Here is a 19,463-nt window from a genome sequence, read left to right on the forward strand (position 1 = left end):
GGTCCAAGGCGGTGCCATCGGCGCCGCCTTTTCTTTTGTCTTGGGAAGCATGAGAAGCGCTATGCTGTGTATGACCAAGGTCGCGGCGAGTCTCTTCTCCCAGCGGGGGTCCGAAGGACGGGTTGAGACCCGTGGCTCAACCCCGGTCGGTGCCGGAGCGACAGCGAGGCGATGAGGGGGCCGCACGGCATACCATTCATTGCCCTTCGCTTACGCTCAGCGCATTCGCAGCTCGCCGCTCACCCCCTCATCTGCCCTTCGGGCATCTTCTCCCCGCTGGGGAGAAAAGGAAGCCTCGTCAAGGCCGATCGAAATGGATTGTCACCCAGCCATTCCGCCAGATCGTCCTGACGTGGCGAAGCCTCGCGCCGCTATAGGCGGCAATCACTTTCCATCGCTGCGCAGCCAATATCCCCGAGAGAATTACCGAGCCGCCGGGTGCAAGATGCGTGGCGAGCTGCGGCGCCATCTTGATCAGCGGTCGGGCGAGAATATTGGCGATGATGAGATCGAAGGGGCCGTGCTCGGAAAAGGCCGTCGAATGAAAACCCGGCGCGGTCCGGGTGACGATACCCGACGCGGTGCCATTGCGGCGCACGTTCTCAGCCGCGACCCGCGTTGCGATCGGATCGATGTCGGTCGCCAAAACCGGTATGTTCTTGAGCTTGCGCACCGCTATCGCCAGCACGCCGCTGCCGGTGCCGAGATCGAGCGCGTTGCGGACCGGGCGCGAGCGCACCACGGCGTCGATCACTTCAAGGCAGCCGGCCGTCGTGCCGTGATGGCCGGTGCCGAAGGCCTGGCCGGCATCGATCTCGATGGCGATGTCGCCGGAGCGGACCTTGTCGCGGTCATGCGAACCATGCACCAGAAAGCGCCCTGCTCTGACGGGCTTCAATCCCTCCAGCGATTTCACCACCCAGTCGACATCAGGAATGACCTCCCGCTGCAGCCGGGCATCGGGAAACGTGGTCTTCAGCGCCGCCTCGACTCGGGAGCGCACATCCGCCTCCTCCTCGGCCATCATATAGACCGAAGCTTCCCAGATATCCTTCTTCTCATCGATCTCGGTGGTGCCGATGGCAAAGTCTTCTTCGCCGAAGACTTCGGTGAAGAGGTCGAGGATTTGTTCGGCCTCGTTTTCGGTCGTCGACACGTAAAGGCGGATTTCACTCACAATATGCGGTCTTTCCCGTTTCCGTTACCCGCCACGGTCGGGCAAGCGCCCTATCACCCCTTGCTGGCGAGATTCTCCAGCTTCTTTATCGCCGTGTCCGGGTTTTCACCATAGGCGATCGTTCCGGAAAAGCGCCCGGCCGAATCGAGCAGGAAAACGGAGGCGGTGTGATCCATCGTGTAATCACCGTTCGGATCCTTCTCGTCGACCGGGACCTTCTTGGCGTAGACACGATAACCCTTGATGACCTCGGCGATCTTGTCGGGAGAGCCCGAGATGCCGGTAATACGCTTGGACACGTTGGAAACATACTGGTTCATGATCTCGGGCGTGTCGCGCTCGGGATCGACGGTGACGAAATAGGCCTGCAGCTTGGTGCCGTCGGGGTCGACCTTCTGCATCCAGCCGTCCAGCTCGAAGAGCGTCGTCGGGCAAACCTCGGGGCAATGGGTGAAGCCGAAAAACAGCGCCGTAGGCTTGCCGCGCAGCGCCTGCTCGGTGATCGGCTGACCGCTCTGGGAGACCAGGGTAAAGGGCACGCCGAACGGAGCCTCGGCCACCACGTTTCCCGTTTTGTTGAGATAATACGTGAACCCGCCGAGAAACGCGGCAACTATCAACACAGCGACCCAGATGACGATGCGGAATGTCTTCATTGGCATGAACCTCGATCCGGCGGATATGCGCCGCCCACCCCCGAGCATGTCGCGCAAAAGCGCGCAGCGGTTTTGCGATAACGACATGCGTAAAAACAAAGAGCTAAAGCGCGAGGAGCGAATCTGAAAGATCGCTACGCGCTTACGCGTTCCGCGTGATTATAGTCTCGGCCGTATACACGCAATTCAAGAATATGTTTTCTGACCCGTGATTTATTGTCTCACCGGACAGCGCGGCAACTGTCGAAAAGCCGTCCCACTAAAATGAGAAAATTTCAAAAATTGCCTGCATTTGGAATGGCTTGGATCGCAGCAGGACAGACAATCTCAAGATGGTATCGTTAGGAAAGACTTAAGCCGTCATATCTATATTTCGCAGTGCGTGCGGCCCGATAGAGCCGTTCTGACATGAAGTCTGCCGTGTGGCGAAAACCCCGGACGTCCGCATGAGGGTAGGAAAACATAAACCCAAGCGGTTTGTGGAGGGGTCTTTTCATGACGAATTCAGCAGTGCGCAAGAGCCTGTCGGTCAGCCAGCGGCTCTGGACGCTCGGCGGTGCCGCTCTTTTCGGCTTCGGGACGATGCTCGGCGTCGGCTGGTACGAAAACGCCCGTATCGACGCCGGCCTGCGCCGCGCCAGCGAGATCCAGGCGAGCGTCGACCGCATCAACGACATGCGGCTTGCGAACCTGACCCTGGTGCTAGCCGCGATGGACACCATCGTCGACAAGGATGACAAGACGGTACAACCGGCGCGCATCAAGCTGATGGCCGATTCTCTGGCCACACTATCCAATGGCTCGAAAGACATACGTCTGCATGCCGGCGAGATGAACGATGCCGACCTGTTGAAGAACTACGACACCGATGTCGCCGAAATGCGCAAGGCGATCGAGGTCGATCTCGTCGCACTGGTTCAGCAGGGAGCGCCCGATGCCGAATTCGACAAGATCGATGATACGATCGACGGCGCCGGCGAAGAACTGAGCAATACACTTAACAAGCTTGCCGCCGACGGCACCGCCTTTGCCCATCAGCACGTCCAGGCTGCGAATGAAACATCGCAGCGAGCCCTCCACCTGCAGATCGGGCTCGGCATCCTCGCCATCCTCACCATGGCCGTCCTGCAATATGTCCATGGCGGATCGATCCGCCGCGGCATCGCAGCGGTCAGCGAAAGCATGCGGCGCATCATGAACGGCGATCTTGCCAGCGCCGTTGCGGAAAAAACCCGCGGCGACGAGATCGGCGAAATGGCTCGCGCCGCCGACGCCTTCCGCCTTGCCGCAATCGAGAAGCGTGACCTCGAGGCGCGGAGCCAGAGCGACAGGCAACGCAGCGACGCCGAGCATCGCGAACGCGAAGCCGCCAAGCTCGCCGACGCCGAGGCGCTCAACGCCGCCGTCACCGCTCTCGGCGCCGGCCTCACCCGGCTGTCGGCGGGCGACGTGACCGTGACGATCGACCAGCCATTCCGCGAAGAGCTGGAACGCCTGCGTCTGGACTTTAACCAGACGACCGCGACGCTGCGCAAGGCGATGAGCGACATTGCCATCAACAGCAGCTCGATCGAGGCCAACAGCCGTCAGATGCGCGCTGCGGCCGACGATCTCGCCAAACGCACCGAGCAGCAGGCCGCCTCGCTGGAAGAGACGTCGGCCGCACTCGATCAGATCACCGCCACTGTCCGCAACGCCACCAGCCGCGCCGAGGAAGTCGGCCACATGGTCTCCCACACCCGTGAGAATACCGCAAAGTCCGACATCGTCGTCGGCGATGCGATGGCCGCCATGCAGCGAATCGAAGGCGCCTCGCGCGAGATCGGCAAGATCATCAACGTCATCGACGAGATCGCCTTTCAGACGAACCTGCTCGCGCTCAACGCCGGCGTCGAAGCCGCGCGTGCCGGCGAGGCCGGCAAGGGTTTTGCCGTCGTTGCCCAGGAAGTGCGCGAACTCGCCGGCCGTGCTGCAGGCGCCGCCAAGGATATCAAGGCCTTGATCGGCAAATCCGGCGACGAGGTGAAGACCGGCGGCGAACTGGTGACGGCCGCCGGTGAAGCGCTTCGCCAGATCGGCGAAGATGTTCTGCGCATCGACGAACATGTTAAATCAATTGTAACCTCTGCGCGCGAACAATCGGTCGGATTGAACGAAATCAACACATCCATCAGCCAGATGGATCAGGTCACGCAGAAGAACGCGGCCATGGTGGAAGAGACGAATGCCGCAAGTCATACGCTCGCCATCGACGCGGAAAACCTGACGCAACTGGTCAGGCAATTCAAGATCGGCGAGGGCATGAGCGCCCGGCAAACGCCGCGAGAGGCAACCGCCGCCTCGCATTCGAGACCTTCTCCCGCACGCAGCCTGATCGGCAAAGTCGCGGGCGCATTCAACGGCGGCTCTGCCGCCAAAGCCATCGCCTCTCCTGCCGGGGATAACTGGGAAGAATTCTGACCATGAACAACAGTGCCATCAAACAGTCGGGCGCCTATCTCGAAATCGTTTCGTTCCATCTGGGCGACCAGGAATTCTGCATCGATATCATGGCCATCCGCGAAATCCGCGGCTGGGCGCCGGTGACGCCGATGCCGCATACTCCGCCCTACGTTCTCGGTCTCATCAACCTGCGCGGCGCGGTCATCCCGGTCATCGACATGGCCTGCCGCCTCGGCATGAAGATGACCGAACCTTCCGAGCGCTCGGCGATCATCGTCACCGACATCGCCGGCAAGCTGGTCGGCCTGCTGGTCGAGCAGGTTTCCGACATGATGACCATCAAGAGCGAAGACCTGCAGCCGCCGCCGGAAATCATCCCGGAAGCCCAGCGCGCCTTCTGCCGCGGCATCGTCGCGCTGGAAAAGACCATGGTCTGCTTCCTGAACCTCGATACGGTCATTGCCGACGAGCTGAATCAGGCTGCTTGATTTTATCTGAATATGGAATTCGAAGGCCCGGTTCGTCCGGGCCTTCTCCGTTTCGGTCTGGAGAGTTAGCTGACTTTGTGTGCAGCCCCCTCACCCTAACCCTCTCCCCAGAGGGTAGAGGGGACGTGACAAACGAAGCCTCGACAGTATGCGGAGACGGTACGGCAGATCCACCTTCTCCCCAGCGGGGAGAAGGTGGCCCGAAGGGTCGGATGAGGGGGCCAGCGGCACATCAGAAGAAAGGATCTCCAGCCCCTACGGCTTCCCGTTCTTCCATGTCACATTCTGCCCATAAAGCGGAATGGTCGAGATCGACATCTTCGCCGAGCCATCGGTCAGTTGGCGCGAATGGGCGAGATAGATCAGCGTGTCGTTGGTCTTGTCGTAGATGCGGTTGACAACAAGCGTCTTCCAGATCAGCGACATGCCCTGGCGGAACACTTCGCTGCCGTCCTTGGATAGGTCGATGTTGCCGATCTCAATCGGTCCGGTCTGGCGGCAGGCGATGGAATTGTTGGAGGGATCTTCGAACCAGTTGCCGTTCTTGAGACGATCGATCAGGCTGCGGTCGAAATAGGTGACGTGGCAGGTGACGCCCTTGACCTCGGGATCGGAAACCGCCTCGACCATGATATCGTTGCCGATCCAGTCGACCCCGACCTTGCCGACGACCTCGGCCGAGGCTGCGCCCGCTGAAACAGCGGCGAAGGAAAATGCGGCGAGAAAAAACGTGCTCAGCTTGGACATGGCGGCTCCCTGGATGATCCGCATTCTAGATAAGCATGCACCCGGCCTTTGCAAGAAATCGCCGCTGCGACACAGCGCTCATGCTTTTCGGCAGGTGCAGGGCGCATAGCCCTTCGCCGTCAGCCGCCCCGGCGTCATGCCGATCAGTGCCGGGACTGCCTCCACGGCTTTCGCCTTGACCGCCTTCGCCATCTCGATCGCCGCCGATGCGCAGACCACCGCATCCTCGGCGGCATTATGGTGCATGAAACGCAGGCCGAGATGTTCCGCGATCAGGTTCAGCCGGTGCGAGAGGAAATGCGGCCAGATGCGCTGAGCCATCTTCAGGCTGCAGAGATAGGTCAGTTCAGGATAGGATTGCCGGTAGAGATCGAGGCTCGCCCGCCAGACGCTGAAATCGAAGGCGGCATTGTGGGCGATCATCGTCGCGCCGCGAAAATCATCATAGAACTCGTCCATCACCTCGGGAAATTCAGGCGCGTCCTCGACATGCTCCGGCCGGATGCCGTGGATGGCAATGTTCATGCCGGAAAAGCGCATGTCCCTGGGTCGGATCAACCGCTCCTCGACTCGTGTCACCCTGCCCTCCTCGATCCAGGCAAGGCCGACGGAACAGGCGCTGCCGCGCTGCTCGTTGGCGGTCTCGAAATCGATGGCGATGGTCTTCAAGGGCAAAATCCGAATCGTCTGCCCTACCGGAATAATCTCAGCCGCAGGCGAAGGCAAATTCCGGCCTGTTGACATCTGCACGCAAATGGGGAAACTTTTGCGCATGATCAACTCTGTGACATCAACCACCCATCATATCGCCACGACCCTTCCAGGGTTCGCGGGAGCGATGGTGCGTCACTAGCCATCCAATCTTCCCGAAGACCCTGCCGAGGCGAGCAGGGTTTTTCGAAATCCGGCTCTCCTCCTGAACTCCAAGGAGAGCATTCAATGTCAGACAACGAACAGAATGAACCCCGCGACCGACCGCGCCTGCCGGACGGCGTCGTCGTGCGCGCCAGACGCCTTTCCGATGCCGAGGAGATTACCGATCTCATCAATTTGCCTGGTTATCGCGCCGGCACGCTACGGCCGCCTTACCAGCGGGTCGAAGAGGTCCGCAAGCACATGGAAAATCCTTCGCCGGGCGCGCTCGACCTCGTGGTCACCCTGGACGGCAGGATCGTCGGCAACTGCGGTCTCAACCGCCTCGGCGGCCGCCGGCAGCATGTCGCCAGCATCGGCATGGGCGTGCATGACGATTTCACAGGCCGCGGTTTCGGCCGCATCTTGCTTGGCGCGATGGTCGACGCCGCCGACGACTGGCTCGACATCAAGCGGCTCGAACTGACCGTCTACACGGACAATGAGCCGGCGATCGCCCTCTACGAAAAATTCGGTTTCGAAAAGGAAGGGCTTCTGCGCGCCTTCGCCTTCCGCGCCGGCCAATATGTCGACGCCTATACGATGGCGCGGTTGAGAAGCTGAAACAAAAACGCCGGTTTAACACCCGCCTTGGATCATCTGGAGAGGTTGTAAACTACTCTTCCGTCATGCTCGGGCTTGTCCCGAGCATCTGCAACGGTAGCAGATCCTCGGCACAAGGCTGCACAAGGCCGAGGATGACGCCGAGTAAACCGCGAAGTTCCGGACCTGCCTTGGATCACCCGCCGATCAGCGCCAGCCACTCGTCCTCGTCCATCGTCTGGACGCCGAGCTCACGGGCCTTGTCGAGCTTCGAGCCGGCGCCGGGACCGGCGACAACGATGTCGGTCTTCTTCGAGACCGATCCCGCCACCTTGGCGCCAAGGCTTTCGGCCCTTGCCTTCGCCTCGTCGCGGGTGAATTTTTCGAGCGAGCCGGTGAAGACCACGGTCTTGCCGGCAACCGGACTGCCTGTGGTCACCGGCTGTTCGGCGTCAACGGGCGTCACTTCTTCAAGCAGGCGGCCAATCACCTCGATATTGCGCGGCTCCTTGTAGAACTCGACCATGGCACGCGCCACGACCTCGCCGATGCCTTCGATGGCGTTGAGATCGCTCCAGGCATCGCCGGAAAGCGGTGCGGCCTCCTTCATCGCGGTCGCAAAGGCTTCGTAGGTGCCGTAGGAGCGCGCCAAGAGCTTCGCCGTGGTCTCGCCGACGTGGCGGATGCCGAGCGCATAGATGAAGCGATGGAGCGCAATGCTGCGGCGCTCATTGATTGCCGCATAGAGCTTGCCGACACTGACCTTGCCAAAGCCGTCGATATTCTCCAGTTTGGTCAGCGATTGCTGCTGGCGCTTCTCCAGCGTGAAGATCTCCGGCGCCGTGCGGATCTGCAGCGACGGGTCTTCGTTTTCGAAGAAGAAGTCGATCTGTTTGGAACCGAGTCCTTCGATATCGAAGGCGTTGCGCGAAACGAAATGCTTCAGATGCTCGGTCGCCTGCGCCCGGCAGATGAAGCCGCCGGTGCAGCGGCGCACCGAATCTATCTTGCCGGTCTTCTCGTTCACTTCGCGCACGGCATGCGAACCGCAGACCGGACATGTCTTCGGGAACTCATAGGGCTTCGCCTCGACCAGCCGCTTTTCCATCACCACGTCGAGGATCTGCGGAATGACGTCGCCAGCGCGCTGGACAATCACGGTGTCGCCCTCACGAATATCGTGCTCCTCCGGGCGGATGCGCTCGCCGCTATTGCCGATGCCTTTGATGTAATCCTCGTTGTGCAGCGTCGCGTTGGTCACGACCACACCGCCGACCGTGATCGGCTTCAGCCGGGCCACAGGAGTGAGCGCCCCCGTGCGGCCGACCTGGATCTCGATCTTTTCGACCTCGGTGAACGCCTGCTCGGCCGGGAATTTATGCGCAGTCGCCCAGCGTGGGCTACGCGAGCGGAAACCGAGGCGTTGTTGCAGTTCCAGACTGTCGACCTTGTAGACGACACCGTCGATGTCGTAATCGAGATCCGGGCGCCCGAGGCCGATTTCGTCGTAATGCGCCAGGATATCGGCGACCGAGTTCAGCCGCTTCATCAGCGGATTGACCGGAAATCCCCAATCCTTGAATGTCTGCACCATGCCGAATTGCGTATCGGCAGGCATTTCCGACATCTCGCCCCAGGCATAGGCGAAGAATTTCAGCTTGCGGCTCGCCGTTACCTTGGCATCGAGCTGGCGCAGCGATCCGGCAGCCGTGTTGCGCGGATTGACATAGGTCTGCTTGCCCTCCGCTTCCATCTGCCGGTTCAGCGCCAGGAAGTCGCTCTTGGCCATATAGACCTCGCCGCGGATCTCCACGATCGCGGGAACGCCCTTCGGCAGTTGGTTCGGGATTTCGGCGATGGTGCGGATATTGGCGGTGACGTTTTCCCCTGTCGTGCCGTCGCCGCGCGTGGCAGCCGTCGTCAGCCTGCCGTTCTCGTAGCGGATCGACATCGAGAGGCCGTCGATCTTCGGCTCCGCGGTAAAGGCGATCGACTGGTCGGGCAGGCGACCGAGGAAACGATAGACGCTGGCGACGAAATCCTGCACGTCCTCCTGCGAAAACGTGTTGTCGAGCGACAGCATCGGCCGTGCATGAACGACCGGCGAAAAGGTGACGGAAGGCGCAGCACCGACACGCCGCGACGGGCTGTCCTCGCGGATCAGCTCAGGAAACCGCGCTTCCAGCGCATCGTTCCGACGCTTCAGCGCATCGTAATCCGCATCCGAAATCTCTGGCCGGTCCTTTCCGTGATAGAGCGCGTCGTGACGCGCAATCTCCTTTGCCAGCCGTTCGAGCTCGGCGGCGGCCTCATCGATCGTCAACATATCGGCAGCGGAACCTTCGGTGGACATGAAACCTCACTCCAGAGAATCTGGCCAGAAATCTGCATTGTTTTTAGAGCAAAATTGCCGGATGAAAAGGGAGGCCGCGTATGCCGCATCGGGAAGATTGGCCTACCTATCCTGTACCCAATCGCTCGCATTCCGCAGCCGGATGCCGCTGACATGCAGGCCGGTGTCCCAAAGACTCTTCAACGGCCGAAGACTATCGACCACCCTGAGGTCCACGCCGCGCGGCGCAAACTCCCGGTCGAACCGCGAGATGGCGGTGCGCGCAATGGGAACAACGCGTCTGCGGGCCACCCACATGCCCGCATCATCCAAATCCTCGAAGTCCCCAGCCGGCAGCTCGTAGCGATGGATCGTCTCCACCGAGAGCCTTTCCAACCAATGACGTTCGACATAGGCAGCGGCCCGGCAATCCCCGAGCCAGCGTCGCCGCTCGGCCGCCGGCGTCTCGGGTGTCGCCCAGATCAGGACGCGCGGGCAATCGCGCGGAAAGAGATACATGAAGTCATGATCGCCATCGATCGCCCAGACAAGCGGACCGTTCAGCCATTCCTGGCCGGCCCGACGGATTGAGGGAATGCGAACAGGGCGCGGCTCGAACGCAGCAATATCGGGGTTATCGCTGAAATGGAAAAGGCGCATGGCAACGGATCGTCGCGGATCGGGATGCTACGGATTAGCGCAAAGCGAGACGTTCGTCACCGCCGTCGGCCTGACCGAGAGCTCAATTGCAATCAGCCGTTGCCGGCAAGCAGCCGCTTCGCCGCTGCCCTCGCCTCTTCCGTCACCGAAGCACCGGCGAGCATGCGGGCGATTTCCTCGGTGCGGTCCTTCTGCGCCATCGTCGCGACACGCGTGGCGATCTTTTCGGATCCTTCGGCCGCCGGCCCTTTGGAGATCAGAAGATGCGTCGCCGCCCGTGCCGCGACCTGCGGCGCATGCGTGACCGACAGCACCTGGACCCGCTCGGACAGCCGCTTCAGCCGCTGGCCGATCGCATCGGCCACCGCGCCGCCGACACCAGTATCGATTTCATCGAAGACGAGCGTCGGCGCCGAGCCGCGATCGGCGAGCGCCACCTTCAGCGCCAGCAGGAAACGCGACAGTTCGCCGCCGGAGGCGACCTTCATGATCGAGCCTGGGCGCGTGCCGGGATTGGTCTGAACGTGGAATTCGACGACGTCGATGCCTTCGGCGAGCGCTTCGTGCGCATCCGTGGTGATCTCGACCATGAAACGAGCACGCTCAAGCTTCAGCGCCGGCAGCTCGGCCATCACGGCGGCAGCGAGCGCAGTGCCGGCTTGATGGCGCTTGTCGGAAAGCGAGCGGGCCGCCAAATCGTAATTCTCTCGCGCCAGACCGACCTCCGCTTCGAGCCGCGCAAGCCGCTCCTCGCCGGCATCGAGATCGGCAAGATCAGCGATCATGCGCACCGCTAGCGCCGGCAGCTCGGTGACGGGCACGGAATATTTGCGCGAAGCGGCGCGGAGCGCGAAAAGCCGCTCCTCCACCCGCTCCAGCTCTCGCGGATCGTATTCGGTCTTGCGCAGCGCTGCCTCGACTTCCATCTGCGCGTTGGAAAGCTGGTCGAGCGCTGCATCGAGCAGCGTGACCGTGTCTTCGAGCAATCCCGGCGCCTCATGGCTCTTGCGCTCCAGCCGGCGCACCAGCGAGGCGATATGCGGCACCGGCGAGGCATTACCGTTCAGGAATTCGGAGGCTTCGGCGATGTCGCCGGCGATTCGCTCCGCCTTCATCATCCTCTGCCTGCTTTCAGCGAGTTCGTCCTCCTCACCGTCCCGCGGCGAGAGTTTCTCAAGCTCTTCGACAGAGGAACGCAGATAGTCGGCCTCGCGCGCCGCACTTTCCACCTTCTCGCGGTGCTTCTTCAGGGTCCGTTCGCTGTCGCGCCACAGACGATACAGCCGGGAGACCTCTGCAACCTCATCGGTAAGGCCGGCGAAGGCATCGAGCAGGGTGCGGTGGGCATTGGTGTCGACAAGCGCGCGATCATCGTGCTGGCCGTGGATCTCGACCAGCATCTGGCCCGCCTGCCGCATCAGTTGGACACTGACCGGCTGGTCGTTGACATAGGCCTTGGTGCGCCCGTCGGCAGATTGCTGACGGCGGAAGATCAGGTCGCCCTCGTCGTCGATGCCATTCTCGCGCAGGAGCAGCCTGGCGCCATGGTCCATGCCGACGTCGAACACCGCCGTCACCTGGCCCTTGTCTTCACCATGACGTACCAGGCCGCCGTCACCGCGCCCGCCGAGCGCCAGCGACAGACTGTCGAGCAGGATGGATTTGCCCGCTCCGGTCTCGCCCGTCAGCACGGAGAGGCCGGTCTCGAAGGCAAGATCCAGCCGCTCGATCAGGACGATATCGCGGATCGAAAGCTGGATCAGCATTGGGCTTAAGAACCAAGCAGGAGTTTCTTGCCTGCCGCAGCGATCCACGAGCCCTTGTTTTCACGCGGCTCGGCGCCGCCCGTCTGCAGCAGCTTGTAGGAATCGGCGTACCACTGGCTGTCGGGATAATTGTGACCAAGAACGGCAGCGGCGGTCTGCGCCTCGTCGACGATGCCCATCGCGTAATAGGCCTCGACGAGACGGGCAAGTGCCTCTTCGATCTGGTTGGTGTTCGGATATTTCTCGACGACGATGCGGAAGCGGGAGATCGCGGCGAGATATTCCTTCCGCTCCATATAGTAGCGGCCGATCTGCATTTCCTTGCCGGCCAGCTGGTCGCGGGCGAAGCGGATCTTGGCCTGCGCGTCGTCGACATATTCGGAGTTCGGGTAGTTGTCGATGACAGCCTGCATGGCCTCGATCGTCTTGGCCGAGGCGCGCTGGTCCTGGGTCACATCGACAATTTGCTTGGAATAGGTCAAACCGATGAGATACTGCACATAGGCGGCATCCTGGGACTTCGGATATTGCGACATGTAACGGTTGCCGGAGGCCAGCGCATCGTCGAGGCGGCCCTGGCGATATTTGACGAAAGTGCTCATCACAAGCGCCTTGCGCGCCCATTCGGAGAATGGGTTCTCGCGGTCGATAGCGTCGAACTTGCGCGCTGCTTCCGCCATGTTGCCGGCCTTCATATTGGCAAGGCCCTGGGTGTAGAGGACGTCGGGCGGATCAGTTTCGAGGCCGAGCTTGGTGATGTCGATATCGGGATCCGACTGGCAGCCGGAGATCGCGGCGCCTGCGCTGAGCACCAGAAGCGATGCGAACAAAGCGCGCGCTGTCTTCATCATACCTTCAGATCCTGCATAACCCATTCGAAAGAACCCCACTGCCGCCGCTCGCTCCACGGCAGCCACGCCTCGCTGGCGTTTCTAGCCACAAATGTGCATCGAGAGCAACGCAATGATAAGGCATTAACGCATTTTTGTGGCAGCAGCCGCCAGAATGACCGGCTTTTCCTCTTCTCGCCAACCTGTGGCAGCTAAGCAACTGCGATAAAGCACCTATCGCCGCAGCCTCGCATCGACATAAAAAAACCGCCTCCGGGAAAGAGGCGGCCTGGTCTTGAGAAGATGCTGGAGGTCATGCCGACCAGGGAGCGAATTCCGAAGCGCTGACAGCGATCATTTCACGAGCGGCGACACGCTGGCGCGGCGTCGACGTCTCCACAACCTCATAGGCCGAGGGATCGGCGAGCAGCGCCTTCAAAGCGTTGGCATTCATCTTGTGGCCGCCACGATAGGACCGGTAGCAACCGATGAACTGGACACCCGCGAGCGACAGGTCGCCGACGGCATCGAGCGTCTTGTGGCGGACGAATTCGTCCTTGGCGTAACGCAGGCCTTCGACGTTGATGACCGTATTGTCGTCCGAGATGACGACGGAATTTTCGAGCGAGGAGCCGAGCGCGTGGCCCGACGCCCAGAGACGCTCGACATCACGCATGAAGCCGAAGGTGCGGGCGCGCGAAAGTTCGGTCTTGAAGACGGCGGCGCTCATGTCGCCGGCCCACTTCTGGCGGCCGATCAGCGGGCAGTCGAAATCGATCTCGACTTCGAAGCGCGTGCCATCATAGGGGCGGAATTCGCTCCAGGAGCCGCCATGCTCGATTCGCACCGGCTTGGTGATACGGATATAGCGACGCTTGACGCCGAGCGAGACGAGACCGGATTGCTCGATCGCCTCGACGAAAGGCAGCGAGCTGCCGTCCATGATCGGCATTTCGGCGCCCTGCACTTCGATCACGACATTGTCGAGCCCGAGCGCATAGATAGCGGCCATGACATGCTCAATCGTCGCGACCGAATGCATGGGCGAGAAGCCGAGCACGGTGCAGAGATCGGTATTGCCGACCTGCGAAGAGACGGCCTTCAGCTCGGTGATGTCGCCATTGTCATGCAAGCGCTGGAAAACGACGCCGGTGTCCGCTTCGGCCGGGTTCAGCGTAATCGAAACATTCGCGCCCGAATGAACGCCGATGCCCGAGAGCGTCACGGGACGCGATACCGTCGTTTGAAAACCCAGCAAGCCAATTGCCATAAAATCTGCCTTTATTTTTCCGCTCCAGCGATTGGTCCCACGGCGCGGTTTTCATTCATTCTGCAGAAGGAGCCTTGTTCAGAAGGGTCCTAGGGCAGTATTCTTGCACCATACTTACGTGCGCCGGCGCTCCAATCCAAATCACTGTTTCTTTCGTTTTGTTACGAAGTCACACGATTGATATCGCTCAGGAATTCCGGCCCGAAAAACGCCAATGCCCGGGACCTGGATCCCGGGCATAAACGGTGTCGAACCGCAGCCTCAGTTCGACTGGCGGCGCAGGAATGCCGGAATTTCAAGCTGGTCGTCTTCCTGCATCATGCGGGCCTGCGGAACCGCACGGCCCTGATCGTCGAGGTTGCCGCGACGCGGCGCATAGAGGCTTGCCTCCGGCGACAGCGGACGGCGCTGCTGCGAAGCGGCCGGTGGTGCGGCGGTCATGTCGGCGGCAACGGCGTCATCCTCGCGGCGGCCAAGCGAATTGGTGATTCGCTTGAGCAAGCCCATTGGGCCGCGCTCTTCCTGGCCATGCGCGGAAGCCGGCTGCGCGCGGTGGTCGAGCTCGGCCTGGACGACCGGCGGGAAATCCTCGACCTTCGGCATGCGCATCGGTTCGGGCGCCTGGCGGATGATCGGCTCTTGCCGGACCGCCTGCTGCTGGATGGGCTGCTGCTGGACAGGCTGGCTCATGATGGGCGCGGGAGCCGGCTGCTGCACCGGTGCCTGACGGATGACCGGAGTTTCCGGTGCAGCCGCGAAGATCTTGCTCTGCGGACGGAAGGCTTCCTGTTGGACAACCGGCTGCTGGAGCGGTGCGGCGGCACGCGGGGCCGGAATTTCGAGCTCGCGTTCCATCTCGGCTGCACGGATGGTCTGCGCGATCGGATCGAGGGCCTTTGGTGCCTGCATCACCGGGGCAGGCTGAACTGCGGCCGCTGCCGGAGCAACAGCCGCGGAAGGACGGATAGCGGGCTTTGCGGCCGGCTGGAAGGTGCGCTCGGCGGCTTCACTGATCGCCCGATCGATGCCGGTGGCGACGACCGAGACGCGGATGATGCCTTCCAGCGATTCGTCGAAGGTGGCGCCGAGGATGATGTTGGCGTCGGGATCGACTTCTTCGCGGATGCGGGTCGCGGCTTCATCGACTTCGAAGAGCGTAAGGTCACGACCGCCGGTGATGGAGATCAGCAGTCCTTGAGCGCCCTTCATCGAGGTTTCGTCGAGCAGCGGGTTAGCGATGGCAGCCTCGGCCGCCTGCAGCGCGCGGCCGGAGCCGGAGGCTTCGCCGGTACCCATCATCGCGCGGCCCATTTCGCGCATCACCGAGCGGACGTCGGCGAAGTCGAGGTTGATGAGGCCTTCCTTCACCATCAGGTCTGTGATGCAGGCAACGCCCGAATAGAGAACCTGGTCGGCCATGGCGAAAGCGTCGGCGAAGGTTGTCTTGTCGTTGGCAATGCGGAAGAGGTTCTGATTCGGAATGACGATCAGCGTGTCGACAGACTTCTGCAGTTCCTGGATGCCCATCTCGGCCAGGCGCATGCGGCGTCCGCCTTCGAAATGGAAGGGCTTGGTGACGACGCCGACCGTCAGGATGCCCTTGTTGCGGGCCGCCTGTGCGACGACCGGAGCAGCGCCCGTGCCGGTGCCGCCGCCCATGCCGGCAGTGACGAAGCACATATGCGTGCCATTCAGGTGATCGACGATCTCGTCGATGCATTCTTCTGCGGCCGCACGACCGACTTCCGGCTGCGAACCGGCACCGAGGCCTTCGGTGACGTTGACGCCGAGCTGAATGATGCGCTCGGCCTTCGTCATGGTCAGCGCCTGCGCATCGGTGTTGGCGACGACGAAGTCGACGCCCTGCAGGCCGGCGGTGATCATGTTGTTGACGGCGTTGCCGCCACCGCCACCGACGCCGAACACGGTGATGCGCGGCTTCAGCTCTGTGATGTCAGGCTTTTGCAGCTTGATGGTCATGGTACCTGTTCCTTCTCTCTCTGGCCGCATCGCCACGCCGGCCAATTACTCGAATTTCAGAAGCTTTCCTTCAGCCACTGACCCATCCGGGCTATGCGGCTGTTATTTCCCCCAAGCGACATGAGCAGACCGCTCTGTGACGCATGTGTCTCCATGTCCGCGACCTGCGGATAGATCATCAGTCCGACGGCCGTCGAAAAGGCCGGGCCCTTGGCCGCCGTCGGCAACCCCGAAACGCCCATCGGGCGGCCGATGCGGACGTTGCGGGCAAGGATGCGCCGCGCCACCTCGGCAAGCCCGGTCAGCTGGCTCGCTCCGCCGGTCAGCACGACACGTTTGCCGACGATTGGACTGAAGCCGGAGCGCTGGATGCGGTCGCGAATCAGTTCCATCGTCTCTTCGATTCGCGCCGATACGATGCGCGAGACCAGGGCCCGCGGCACCTGCGACGGCTGGTCGCGATCGTCTTCGCCGATCGGCGGGATCGAAATCAGCTCGCGCTCGTCGGAGGAATTCGAAAGCGCGGAGGCATGCACCACCTTCAGCCGCTCCGCATCCTCGATACGGGTCGAAAGGCCGCGCGCCAGATCGGTGGTGACGTGATGGCCACCGAGGCCGACGGCGTCGGTGTGAACGAGCTTGCCCTCGGCAAAAACCGAGATCGTGGTCGTGCCGCCGCCCATGTCGATCGCGGCGCAGCCGAGCTCAACCTCGTCATCGACGAGAGCGGCAAGGCCCGACGCATAAGGGGTCGCGACGATGCCCTCGACCGACAGATGCGCGCGGTTGACGCTGAGCTCGAGGTTCTTCAGCGCCGAACGCTCCGCTGTGACGACATGCATGTCGACGCCGAGTGCATCGCCGTACATCGCCAGCGGATCGCGGATGCCGCGCTCGCCGTCGAGCGAGAAGCCGGTCGCCAGTGAATGCAGTACCGAACGGTCCTGGCGCAGCGACTGCTGGCAGGCAGCCGACAGTACTTTTTTCAGATCGTTGAGTTCGACTTCCTGGCCGCCGAGATCGATCGTCGCGGTATAGATGTCGCTGCCGAGGCGGCCGGCCGTCAGATTGACGATCAGGCTTTCGACGGTCAGCCCCGCCATGCGCTCCGCCGCATCGACGGCGAGACGAATGACGCCTTCCAGAGCGTCGAGATCGGCAATGACGCCGGTCTTGATGCCGCGGGAGCGCTGATGGCCGATGCCGATGATCTCGATATTGTGCGTGCGGCCCGGCAGGATCTGGCTTTCCTCGCGCGGCGTCAGCCGGCCGATCATGCAGACGACCTTGGTCGAGCCGATGTCGAGCACCGAAACGATATGTGACCGCTTCGACGAAAGCGGCTTCAGGCGCGGCAGTCCAAAATGGGATGAACCGAACAAGCTCATATATTCTGCCCCGACTTCTTCAATTCTTTCGTACGCTCCGTCACCGCCGCCTGCCTGCGGATCGCCGCTTCCGGCGTCAGCTGGATCGCGGTTCGGTCAGGCAATCTCAGGTCGACCGCGGCGATATCCCGCTCCAGCAGCTGATGCTGCTTGTCGAACTTCGAAAGCGTCGCCAGCGCCTGGTCGATGCCGTCTTCCGGCAGCTTGACGACGACGCCGTTATCCATGTGCAAATCCCACCGGCGGCCCGAAATCCAGACATAGGCCTTCACGCGGGCCTTCACATCGGGCCATTTCGAGAAGGCGTCATCAAGCGAAGCCGCCGCCGTTTCCGCATCGCGACCGACAACGAGCGGCAGCGCCGAGAACTTATTGTCGCGCAGCGGCGCAATGACGCTGCCGTTCTTTTCGATGAGAGAGAGCTCCTGGCCGTGCTGCCAGATCGCATAGGCCTGGCGCTCCTTCAGCTTCACTTCGATCGTCTTCGGGTAGACCTTGCGGACCTCGACATTCTCGACCCAGGGCAGATGCGCGATCTTCCGACGAGCCGCATCGACATCGAGCGCGACCAGCGAGGTCGTGCCGTCGAGGCCGATCAGCTGCAGGATCTCGATTTCGGAAGTTTCGGAATTGCCGGAGACCTTGACGTCCTCGATCGCAAAGCCGGCGGCCGTCGTCGTGGCCTGCGCGACCGCTTCCGTATGGCCGCCGAGCGACATGCCGTAGAGGCCCGTCGCAGTCAGGAAAGCGAGTGCCGAGACCGTGCCCGTATGCGCCGGAATGTAGATGCGGCCGCTGCCGAGGCTGATCAGGAAACGCGTGATGCGGCGCAGCGGACGCGGCAGCACGAACCGCTCTTCGGCTTCCATGACCGGAAGCACGCTGGGGCGCCCTATCCTCTTGACCGTCAACGCAAACAAGACGCGTCCTCCACCATCCACCGGAGAAATTGACCAAAGGAATAGCCGGCATGACCGGCCATTTCGGGCACGAGCGAGGTTGGAGTCATGCCGGGCTGGGTGTTGACCTCCAGCCAGATGATTTCGCCGTCTTCGGAGAAACGATCGTCGTAACGAAAGTCGGACCGACTGACGCCGCGACAACCGATTGCCTGATGCGCCCTTAGGGCCAATGTTTGTATTTTTTGGTAAATATTCGGTGAAATTTTTGCCGGGATGACGTGTTTTGAACCACCCGCAGCATACTTGGAGTCGTAATCATAGAAATTGTGTCCCTGCGGCACCACCTCGGTCACGCCGAGCGGAGTGTCGCCCATGACGCCGCAAGTCAGTTCGCGGCCGTAGACATAGCGTTCGACAAGCACTTCGTCACCATAGCGCCACTCGGGGGAGCTCACGACCTGCGGCGGATGCGCCTGATCTTCGGTGACGATGACGACACCGAAGCTGGACCCCTCACGCACCGGCTTTACCACATAAGGCGGCTTTATCGGATGCACCGAGGGAAAGACGAACCGATTGATCACCTGTGATTCGGCGACCGGAATGCCAGCAGCGGCAGCAACACGCTTCGCCTTGTCTTTGTCCATCGCCAGCGCCGAAGCGAGCACGCCCGAATGCGTGTAAGGGATCTCGAGATATTCGAGGATGCCCTGGATGGTGCCATCCTCACCGAAGGGCCCATGAAGCGCATTGAAGACGACGTCGGGCTTCAGTGCCGCAAGCTTCTCGGAAACGTCGCGGGCGACGTCGATCGCCGTCACCTGGAAGCCTTCGGCTTCGAGGGCCTCTGCGCAAGCCTTTCCCGAGGAAAGGCTGACAGGCCTTTCCGAGGAAAATCCGCCCATCAGGACAGCAACATGCTTGCGACTCATCAACACCCCCAAAAATAACTTCCACTTTCGAAATCGACGCTTGCGCGAAGCTGTCCGCGCCGTTTCCGGCCTTTATCCGACCTCGCATGCATTAGAGCATCATTATGGTTAATGAAGTGTTTACTTTCGTTAACTCTTGGCCCGGAACTCCGCCGGCCTTTACCTTTTGCTCATTGTGCCACCATTTCGACGCGCCGCCCGGAAATCAGCCCGAGCGCAGGCGAAAAATCCCATGCGTTCAATGACATATCGAATCGCGCTCAACCGCGATGGAATCCGCCAGCGAATCGAATGCCATCTCTCAGCCGGATACGGGCAACAGTGAGGCGGCGGACGGCACCTCGATTTGATTAATGCGAGAGCGTCAAGCACCCGGCCGTCGCCGCTTTTTTATTGATGCCAACGCCACTTCCGGTTAGCGAAGGCCCATGGATGAGC

Annotated in this window: 16 protein-coding genes; 3 read left to right on the top strand and 13 right to left on the bottom strand. The window is 61.6% G+C overall.

Annotated features, from left to right (window positions below; all coding sequences use genetic code 11):
• Nucleotides 1-298 precede the first annotated feature (298 nt).
• Both J0663_RS01655 and J0663_RS01660 read right to left on the bottom strand, forming a co-directional pair.
• Nucleotides 299-1,177, bottom strand: a complete 879-nt coding sequence (locus J0663_RS01655; RefSeq protein WP_207242753.1) for a 50S ribosomal protein L11 methyltransferase — start codon at nt 1,175-1,177, stop codon at nt 299-301.
• Nucleotides 1,178-1,230: 53 nt separating this feature from the next.
• A complete protein-coding gene (locus tag J0663_RS01660) occupies nt 1,231-1,833 on the bottom strand; it encodes an SCO family protein (protein ID WP_207244398.1) in 603 nt (200 codons plus the stop codon).
• 495 nt (nt 1,834-2,328) lie between these two features.
• On the opposite strand from J0663_RS01660, the gene J0663_RS01665 reads away from it, so the two are divergent.
• A complete protein-coding gene (locus J0663_RS01665) occupies nt 2,329-4,293 on the top strand; it encodes a methyl-accepting chemotaxis protein (protein WP_207242754.1) in 1,965 nt (654 codons plus the stop codon).
• A gap of 2 nt (nt 4,294-4,295) precedes the next feature.
• Nucleotides 4,296-4,763 carry a chemotaxis protein CheW gene (locus J0663_RS01670; protein WP_011426076.1) on the top strand — a complete coding sequence of 156 codons (468 nt, stop codon included), beginning with the start codon at nt 4,296-4,298 and terminating at the stop codon, nt 4,761-4,763.
• Between the two features lie 255 nt (nt 4,764-5,018).
• On the opposite strand, the gene J0663_RS01675 is transcribed toward J0663_RS01670, so the two are convergent.
• Nucleotides 5,019-5,510 carry a CreA family protein gene (locus tag J0663_RS01675; protein ID WP_207242755.1) on the bottom strand — a complete coding sequence of 164 codons (492 nt, stop codon included), beginning with the start codon at nt 5,508-5,510 and terminating at the stop codon, nt 5,019-5,021.
• Between the two features lie 78 nt (nt 5,511-5,588).
• Entirely contained in the window at nt 5,589-6,179 is a 591-nt protein-coding gene (locus tag J0663_RS01680; protein WP_207242756.1) for a 3'-5' exonuclease, read from the bottom strand.
• 270 nt (nt 6,180-6,449) lie between these two features.
• On the opposite strand from J0663_RS01680, the gene J0663_RS01685 reads away from it, so the two are divergent.
• Complete coding sequence (locus J0663_RS01685) at nt 6,450-6,986, top strand: GNAT family N-acetyltransferase (RefSeq protein WP_207242757.1); 537 nt, start codon at nt 6,450-6,452, stop codon at nt 6,984-6,986.
• Nucleotides 6,987-7,161: 175 nt separating this feature from the next.
• Here the strand turns inward: J0663_RS01685 and ligA are convergent, their stop codons facing one another.
• From ligA to J0663_RS01730, 9 genes are all read right to left on the bottom strand, one after another.
• The gene (gene ligA / locus J0663_RS01690; protein WP_207242758.1) at nt 7,162-9,318 is read right to left on the bottom strand and encodes an NAD-dependent DNA ligase LigA; all 2,157 of its coding nucleotides are present in this window, start codon (nt 9,316-9,318) and stop codon (nt 7,162-7,164) included.
• Between the two features lie 102 nt (nt 9,319-9,420).
• On the bottom strand, nt 9,421-9,957 hold the full coding sequence (locus J0663_RS01695) for a DUF6886 family protein (RefSeq protein ID WP_207242759.1): 537 nt from the start codon (nt 9,955-9,957) through the stop codon (nt 9,421-9,423).
• Nucleotides 9,958-10,049: 92 nt separating this feature from the next.
• Nucleotides 10,050-11,723, bottom strand: coding sequence for a DNA repair protein RecN (gene recN / locus J0663_RS01700; RefSeq protein WP_207242760.1), 1,674 nt, complete (start codon nt 11,721-11,723; stop codon nt 10,050-10,052).
• Nucleotides 11,724-11,728: 5 nt separating this feature from the next.
• Nucleotides 11,729-12,598 (bottom strand): outer membrane protein assembly factor BamD, encoded by an 870-nt coding sequence (locus J0663_RS01705; RefSeq protein ID WP_174824440.1) that lies wholly within the window; start codon nt 12,596-12,598, stop codon nt 11,729-11,731.
• A gap of 268 nt (nt 12,599-12,866) precedes the next feature.
• A complete protein-coding gene (gene lpxC, locus J0663_RS01710; RefSeq protein ID WP_207242761.1) occupies nt 12,867-13,823 on the bottom strand; it encodes a UDP-3-O-acyl-N-acetylglucosamine deacetylase in 957 nt (318 codons plus the stop codon).
• A 261-nt stretch (nt 13,824-14,084) separates the two neighbouring features.
• Nucleotides 14,085-15,803, bottom strand: a complete 1,719-nt coding sequence (gene ftsZ, locus J0663_RS01715; protein WP_207242762.1) for a cell division protein FtsZ — start codon at nt 15,801-15,803, stop codon at nt 14,085-14,087.
• Between the two features lie 56 nt (nt 15,804-15,859).
• On the bottom strand, nt 15,860-17,191 hold the full coding sequence (gene ftsA / locus J0663_RS01720) for a cell division protein FtsA (protein ID WP_004668807.1): 1,332 nt from the start codon (nt 17,189-17,191) through the stop codon (nt 15,860-15,862).
• Entirely contained in the window at nt 17,188-18,111 is a 924-nt protein-coding gene (locus tag J0663_RS01725) for a cell division protein FtsQ/DivIB (RefSeq protein WP_207242763.1), read from the bottom strand. The genes ftsA and J0663_RS01725 overlap by 4 nt, the downstream gene beginning before the upstream one ends.
• Nucleotides 18,099-19,025: a D-alanine--D-alanine ligase gene (locus tag J0663_RS01730; protein ID WP_207242764.1), complete on the bottom strand. Its 927-nt coding sequence runs from the start codon at nt 19,023-19,025 to the stop codon at nt 18,099-18,101. The genes J0663_RS01725 and J0663_RS01730 overlap by 13 nt, the downstream gene beginning before the upstream one ends.
• Nucleotides 19,026-19,463 lie beyond the last annotated feature (438 nt).

Source organism: Rhizobium lentis (genome assembly GCF_017352135.1).
GTDB classification, from domain to species: Bacteria; Pseudomonadota; Alphaproteobacteria; order Rhizobiales; family Rhizobiaceae; genus Rhizobium; species Rhizobium lentis.

Excerpts from the sequence above, each read along its gene's own strand:
- lpxC (WP_207242761.1), bottom strand. The coding sequence starts at position 13,823 with ATGGCAATTGGCTTGCTGGGTTTTCAAACGACGGTATCGCGTCCCGTG.
- recN (WP_207242760.1), bottom strand. The coding sequence starts at position 11,723 with ATGCTGATCCAGCTTTCGATCCGCGATATCGTCCTGATCGAGCGGCTG.
- J0663_RS01660 (WP_207244398.1), bottom strand. The coding sequence starts at position 1,833 with ATGAAGACATTCCGCATCGTCATCTGGGTCGCTGTGTTGATAGTTGCC.
- J0663_RS01665 (WP_207242754.1), top strand. The coding sequence starts at position 2,329 with ATGACGAATTCAGCAGTGCGCAAGAGCCTGTCGGTCAGCCAGCGGCTC.
- J0663_RS01695 (WP_207242759.1), bottom strand. The coding sequence starts at position 9,957 with ATGCGCCTTTTCCATTTCAGCGATAACCCCGATATTGCTGCGTTCGAG.
- J0663_RS01670 (WP_011426076.1), top strand. The coding sequence starts at position 4,296 with ATGAACAACAGTGCCATCAAACAGTCGGGCGCCTATCTCGAAATCGTT.
- ftsA (WP_004668807.1), bottom strand. The coding sequence starts at position 17,191 with ATGAGCTTGTTCGGTTCATCCCATTTTGGACTGCCGCGCCTGAAGCCG.
- J0663_RS01685 (WP_207242757.1), top strand. The coding sequence starts at position 6,450 with ATGTCAGACAACGAACAGAATGAACCCCGCGACCGACCGCGCCTGCCG.
- ftsZ (WP_207242762.1), bottom strand. The coding sequence starts at position 15,803 with ATGACCATCAAGCTGCAAAAGCCTGACATCACAGAGCTGAAGCCGCGC.
- ligA (WP_207242758.1), bottom strand. The coding sequence starts at position 9,318 with ATGTCCACCGAAGGTTCCGCTGCCGATATGTTGACGATCGATGAGGCC.
- J0663_RS01705 (WP_174824440.1), bottom strand. The coding sequence starts at position 12,598 with ATGGGTTATGCAGGATCTGAAGGTATGATGAAGACAGCGCGCGCTTTG.
- J0663_RS01675 (WP_207242755.1), bottom strand. The coding sequence starts at position 5,510 with ATGTCCAAGCTGAGCACGTTTTTTCTCGCCGCATTTTCCTTCGCCGCT.
- J0663_RS01730 (WP_207242764.1), bottom strand. The coding sequence starts at position 19,025 with ATGAGTCGCAAGCATGTTGCTGTCCTGATGGGCGGATTTTCCTCGGAA.